Raw genomic sequence first — 5,960 nt, 5'->3', positions numbered from 1 at the left:
ACGGTGACGAGCTCAACACCAAGGTGGATGAGTCCGGTAAGACCGTTGCGGATCCGAACCAGACGGATGAGAAGACTGATCCGAACATGAAGCCGGAGGAGGTTGTCTCCCCGGATTGGGAGGATGGCTCTACCACTCCGGATACTGAGATCAAGCTGCCGAACAAGGGTGGCGCTGTCGCTGATGGCACCACGACCGAGGTAACTGGTCCGGGCACGGCAGACATTGATGCTGAGGGTAACTTGGTTGTGACCCCGAGCAAGGATGCGAAGCCGGGTGACAAGATTGTCGTTACCGTCAAGGACAAGGACGGCAAGGTCATTGACACCGTCACGGTAAAGGTGACGGAGCCTGCGGCTACGGACGCCCCGGATTGGAAGGATGGTTCCACCACTCCGGATACTGAGATCAAGCTGCCGAACAAGGGTGGCGCTGTCGCTGATGGCACCACGACCGAGGTAACTGGTCCGGGCACGGCAGACATTGATGCTGAGGGTAACTTGGTTGTGACCCCGAGCAAGGATGCGAAGCCGGGTGACAAGATTGTCGTTACCGTCAAGGACAAGGACGGCAAGGTCATTGACACGGTGACCGTCACGATTGAGAAGGCCAAGGAAGGTCTCAACCCGAAGTGCATCCCGGCGATTGCGACCACGTCGTTGCCGCTGCTGCTCCTGATTCCGGTTGGCCTCGCCGACCAGGTGAATATCCCGGGCATGGCGCCGATTAAGGCTCAGTTCGAGAAGGCGCTCGGCAATGTGAACTCCCAGATTGCTAACGCCAACTCGCAGTTGCAGAAGCAGCTGGGCATCTACAAGGGCCCGTTCGCTAAGCAGGCTGCTGACCTTAATGCGCAGCTGCAGAAGTACGGTCCGATGGTGGGCCAGGTTGCAGGCGGCATCGCCCTCGCAGCCGCTGGTATCCTCGCGCTGAGCTGGGTTATTGACTCCTGCCTGCCGGCTGGTCAGGGTTCCTCCAAGGATGAAGGTTCCTCCGCTTCCTTCGATGGTTCTTCCCTGTCTTCCGAGATTGAGGCGGACACCAACGGTAACTCCTCGATCACCCCGAAGGATGGTTCTTCCAAGAAGTAATCCTTTAAGGTAGGTTTCTCGTGAACCTCTGGTGAGCATTGCTCACCGGTATGCGCAAGCCCCAACCACCGCAGTGACTGCGGTGGTTGGGGCTTGCGGCGATCTTGGGGGAGGGGGCATCGGCAAGCGAGCACGCCCGTGACACTGCGCGCCCTGCCAATAGGGCTGCACCCAGGCGTGGAATAATGGCCACAATGTCTATTTCAGGGTCCCTCGAAGGAGAATCCACCATGACCACGCCGCAGCCTGCTGCTGACTTCGTTGGCACGCCACTTGCCCGCAATGCCACCCGCGTGTTGCTCCTCGGCGCCGGCGAGCTGGGCAAGGAGTTGGCCAGCGCGTTCCAGAACTTAGGCCTCGAGGTCCACGCGGTGGACCGCTACAAGGGCGCGCCGGCGCAGCAAGTCGCGCACTTCGCATACGTCGCGGACGTCAACGATGAACAGGCGGTGCTCAACCTCGTCCGCGAGGTGCAGCCGGACTTCGTCGTGCCTGAGGTCGAGATGGTCGCGGTGAGCGCGCTCAAGCAGCTCGAGGAGGAAGGCCAGGCCGTTGTTGTCCCCACGGCACGTGCGTGCGAGCTCACGCAGGACCGCGCGAGCATGCGCGCAGCCGCGGAGTCATTGGGCCTGCCCGTCTCGGCGTATAAGTTTGCAGAGAGCGAGGAGGAGCTCGCCGCAGCCTGTGAGGAGCTCGGCTACCCGTGCATCGTCAAACCCGATACCGCGACCTCCGGCCGCGGCCACATGATTGTGCGTGATGCTGCCGATGCCCCCGAGGCCTGGACCGCAGTCCACCGCGTCGTCGGCGACCATCACCGTCTCGTCGCCGAGCGTTTCGTCGACTTCGATTATGAGGCCACCATCCTGGCCGTGCGTTCCATCGATCCGGAGACGGGCGAGTTGGCCACGTGGTTTAGCGAACCCATCGGCCACCGCCACGCGAACGGCGATCTCATGGAGGCGTGGCAGCCCCTTGCGATGAGCGAGGATGCCCTGGACAACGCCCGCTCCGTCGCGGCGCGTATCTCCAATGAGCTCGGCGGCCGCGGTGTGTACGGCGTCGAGGTCTTCGTCGCCGGCGACGACGTCTACTTCTCTTCGGTCTCGCCCCGGCCTTCCGATACCGCCATGGTCACCGCGTACACGCAGCGCTTCAGCGAGTTTGAGCTTCATGCCCGCGCCATCCTGGGCTATCCGATTGACGTCACCCTCGTGAGCCCCGGCGCCTCCGTGATCCTGCATGCGGATTCCGATATTCAGGACGTCGCCTACACCGGCCTTGCCGAGGCCCTCGCCTATGAAGAAACGGACGTGCGTCTCTTTGGCAAGCCCGGCGCCTACGTCGGCCGCCGCATGGGCCTGGTCACCGCCACCGGTGAGACCGTTGACCTCGCCCGCGATCGCGCTAACCTCGCGGCCACCAAAATCTCCGTCACCGCGACTCCTGAGGAGTTGTAGACCCTAGCGGCGAATCATGGGCACGTGGGGCACGCCCTCGTCGTCGTACTGAGGACCGCAGACGTCAAAGCCGTAGCCGCCGTAGTAGTCGGTGAGCGGCTTTTGGGCGGTGAGGTAGAGCGGCAGTGGGGTAGAGGGGGCATCGGCAAGCTGGAGGGCTTGTTCCATGATGCGGCGGGCGACGCCGGTGCCGCGCGCGGCAGGGGTCACGGCAAAGCGACCGAACTGGAGGACCTCCTCGCCGTCAATCGTGGACGGGTAGACGCGGCCGACGCCGAGCACCGCGCCGGAGTCATCCGTGGCGAGAAGATGACGCGTGGTCGCCGCGGCGTCCGTGTCATCAATCTCGGCGTAGGGGACCTGCTGCTCGTGGACGAAGATATCCACGCGCAGCTTGTAGAGTGCATGGACCTGCAAGGGACTGAGCTCGTGGAGGGACGCGACGGTTATCGAATCTGTCATGTGACGCATTCTACGTCTGTGACGTGGTTCAAGATTTTCTCTTGTCCGTGGTCAAGTCGGTAAGGTAGAGACGATCACTATTCGGGCGCGCCAGTGACGCGCGCCATATTGTGCTATAGAAAAGGATTTTCCTATGACCGCCTCCCGTTCCGCGCTCGTGACCGTTGCTGGTCGCAGCTTTGATGGCCTTGACGTCGACGCTCTTGCTACGACCCTGGGGCTCGAGGCGACGTCCGTTGAAGGCCTGTCTTCCGTCCCCGAGATCGTCGCGGCGGGCCCGCGCATCCAGGGGCTCATCCGCGGCACGGGCGACTCCCACTTCGACGCGATTTCCGCCGCGGCACTGGGCGTGCCGCTCATCATCGTCGGCTCCGGTGTTGCCGCAGACCTCGCGCTGCGCCACGCCAAGGAGCTGCGTGCTACCGCCGTTGCCGTGGACAGCCTAGACAAGGTGCCGGGGGCGCTCGCCCCGATTGGCGCGCTGGAGCCCGTCATGTCCCCGTCCGTCTTCGAGGCCCAGTTGCTGGAGAAGGCGAAGGCCGTGGGCGCGCACATCGTGCTGCCGGAGGGCGACGATGACCGCATCCTGCTCGCCGCGGGCCAACTGCTCGCGCGCGGTATTGCCAAGCTCACCATCCTGGGCGACCCGGAGACGATTACGGTTCGCGCGAGACAGCTCGGCGTGGATCTCTCGGACGCGACGCTCATCAACCACCTCACCTCGCCGCTGGCCGAGGAGTTCGCAGAGGACTTCGCGGAGCTGCGTAAGAAGAAGGGCGTGACCATCGAGCAAGCGCGCGAGACGATGAAGGACATCTCCTACTTCGCGACGATGATGGTCCACAAGGGGCTGGCGGACGGCATGGTTTCTGGCGCTGCCCACACCACGGCGCACACCATCAAGCCGTCCTTCCAGATCATCAAGACCGTTCCGGGCGCGTCCGTGGTCTCCTCCATCTTCCTTATGGTCATGCGTGGACGCCTGTGGGCGTTCGGTGACTGCGCCGTGAACCCCAACCCGACCGCGGAGCAGCTGGGCGAAATCGCCGTCGTCTCCGCGCGCACGGCTGCCCAGTTCGGCATTGACCCGCGCGTGGCCATCCTGTCCTACTCCACGGGCACCTCGGGCTCCGGCCCGGACGTGGACCGCTCCGTCGCCGCAGTCGAGGCCGCGCGCGCCTTGGACTCCACCGTCAAGGTCGACGGCCCCCTGCAGTTCGACGCCGCCTGCGACCCGGGCGTGGCTGCGAAGAAGGCCCCGGATTCCGAGGTCGCCGGCCAGGCCACCGTCTTTGTCTTCCCGGACCTCGAGGCCGGCAATATCGCCTACAAGACGGCGCAGCGCACCGCTGGCGCGCTGGCCGTGGGCCCCATCCTGCAGGGCCTCAACAAGCCCATCAACGATCTCTCCCGCGGCGCGACCGTCCCGGACATCGTCAATACCGTCGCCATCACTGCAATTCAGGTAGGAGCGTAAATAGCCTTGTCGTACGTACTCGTCCTCAACTCTGGTTCCTCCTCCGTCAAATTCCAGCTCGTCAACCCCGAGAACGCCGCCACGGACGCCCCGCTCGTGTCCGGCCTGGTCGAGCAGGTCGGCGAGCCCATGGGCGCTGTCACCGTCAAGACGGGCGGCGAGGCTTACAAGGAAGAGCTGGAAATCCCCACGCACTCCTTCGGCCTCGAGCGTGCCTTTGAGATCATGCACGACCACGGTGTTGGCCCCCAGGATGTCGACGTCATCGCCGTCGGCCACCGCGTCGTCCACGGCGGCAAGCTCTTCTCCGAGCCGCAGCTCATCACCGACCAGATCGAGTCGATGATCGAAGACCTCATCCCGCTGGCACCGCTGCACAACCCGGCGAACCTGGACGGCATCCGCGTCGCGCGCGCCATGCTGCCCAACATCCCGCACGTGGCGGTCTTCGATACCGCGTTCTTCAACCACATGCCGCCAGCCGCTGCGCTGTATGCCATCAACAATGAGGTTGCCTCCCAGTACGACATCCGTCGCTACGGTTTTCACGGCACCTCGCATGAGTTCGTCTCGCAGCAGGTCCCGAAGTTGCTGGACCGCGACCCAGGCCACGTTCACCAGATCACGCTGCACCTGGGCAACGGTGCCTCGGCCGCCGCCATCCGCAATGGCCGCGCTATCGACACCTCCATGGGTCTGACCCCGCTGGCCGGTCTGGCCATGGGTACCCGTTCCGGTGACATTGACCCTGGCATCATCTTCCACCTGGCTCGCCAGGCGGGCATGTCTATCGATGAGATCGACAACCTGCTCAACAAGCAGTCCGGTGTCAAGGGCCTGGCTGGCGTCAACGACTTCCGTGTTCTGCGCGAGCGCATCCAGAACGAGGACCAGGACGCGTGGCTGGCGTACAACATCTACATCCACGCGCTGCGCCGCTTCATTGGCGCGTACATGATCGCGCTCGGCCGCGTCGACGCGATTACCTTTACCGCCGGTGTGGGCGAGAACGACACGGAGGTCCGCCAGGACTCCCTGTACAACCTCGACATGTACGGCATCCACTTTGACAAGGAAGCCAACCTCTCGCCGTCGCGTGAGCCGCGCATGATTTCCACGCGCACCTCTCCGGTGAAGGTCTTCGTCGTACCCACCAACGAGGAGCTCGCCATCGCGCAGAAGTCCGCCGCCGTGGCCGCCATGGCACGCGAAGCGGGACTTTATTAGGAACGGCGTTACAGGAAGACTCCTGGGAATTTTCGCATGTCTGCGTCTTTGCGCCGTGTGGGCTGTTCGCACGGCGCAGCACCGCTAATTTTTTGCCGCCGCGACCCCGTTCGCGCAGCTAATTCCCAGTATCTTTTGGGTGCCAAATAGAATGTGCAGTCCTCCGCTTGCCGGAGGGCTGTACTCGTTTTAGCGTGTGGTGCATGACCATTATGGGGGAGCTGGCCAGCCTGTTGGCCCGGG

5 protein-coding genes are annotated in these 5,960 nt (G+C 63.7%); 4 read left to right on the top strand and 1 reads right to left on the bottom strand.

The features are described 5' to 3' along the window. Window positions 1-1,091, top strand: a 1,091-nt coding sequence (locus tag HMPREF3227_RS13565; protein ID WP_197429510.1) for a hypothetical protein, incomplete at its 5' end; no start/stop codon positions are given. Window positions 1,092-1,321: 230 nt separating this feature from the next. Then, complete coding sequence (gene purT / locus HMPREF3227_RS08000; protein ID WP_066491199.1) at window positions 1,322-2,551, top strand: formate-dependent phosphoribosylglycinamide formyltransferase; 1,230 nt, start codon at window positions 1,322-1,324, stop codon at window positions 2,549-2,551. Window positions 2,552-2,554: 3 nt separating this feature from the next. Here the strand turns inward: purT and HMPREF3227_RS07995 are convergent, their stop codons facing one another. Next, window positions 2,555-3,013, bottom strand: coding sequence for a GNAT family N-acetyltransferase (locus HMPREF3227_RS07995; protein WP_066491208.1), 459 nt, complete (start codon window positions 3,011-3,013; stop codon window positions 2,555-2,557). A gap of 133 nt (window positions 3,014-3,146) precedes the next feature. On the opposite strand from HMPREF3227_RS07995, the gene pta reads away from it, so the two are divergent. Together pta and HMPREF3227_RS07985 are read left to right on the top strand one after the other, a co-directional pair. Next, the gene (pta, locus tag HMPREF3227_RS07990; RefSeq protein ID WP_066491209.1) at window positions 3,147-4,490 is read left to right on the top strand and encodes a phosphate acetyltransferase; all 1,344 of its coding nucleotides are present in this window, start codon (window positions 3,147-3,149) and stop codon (window positions 4,488-4,490) included. Window positions 4,491-4,496: 6 nt separating this feature from the next. Continuing rightward, window positions 4,497-5,717: an acetate kinase gene (locus tag HMPREF3227_RS07985; RefSeq protein ID WP_066491212.1), complete on the top strand. Its 1,221-nt coding sequence runs from the start codon at window positions 4,497-4,499 to the stop codon at window positions 5,715-5,717. The last annotated feature ends 243 nt before the right edge of the window (window positions 5,718-5,960 follow it).

Origin of the sequence: Corynebacterium sp. CMW7794 (assembly GCF_001563605.1) — a bacterium.
GTDB classification, from domain to species: Bacteria; Actinomycetota; Actinomycetes; order Mycobacteriales; family Mycobacteriaceae; genus Corynebacterium; species Corynebacterium phoceense.
Note: the sequence above shows the minus strand (reverse complement) of the source record. Positions and strands in the feature narration are given on the sequence as shown.

Excerpts from the sequence above, each read along its gene's own strand:
- HMPREF3227_RS07995 (WP_066491208.1), bottom strand. The coding sequence starts at position 3,013 with ATGACAGATTCGATAACCGTCGCGTCCCTCCACGAGCTCAGTCCCTTG.
- purT (WP_066491199.1), top strand. The coding sequence starts at position 1,322 with ATGACCACGCCGCAGCCTGCTGCTGACTTCGTTGGCACGCCACTTGCC.
- pta (WP_066491209.1), top strand. The coding sequence starts at position 3,147 with ATGACCGCCTCCCGTTCCGCGCTCGTGACCGTTGCTGGTCGCAGCTTT.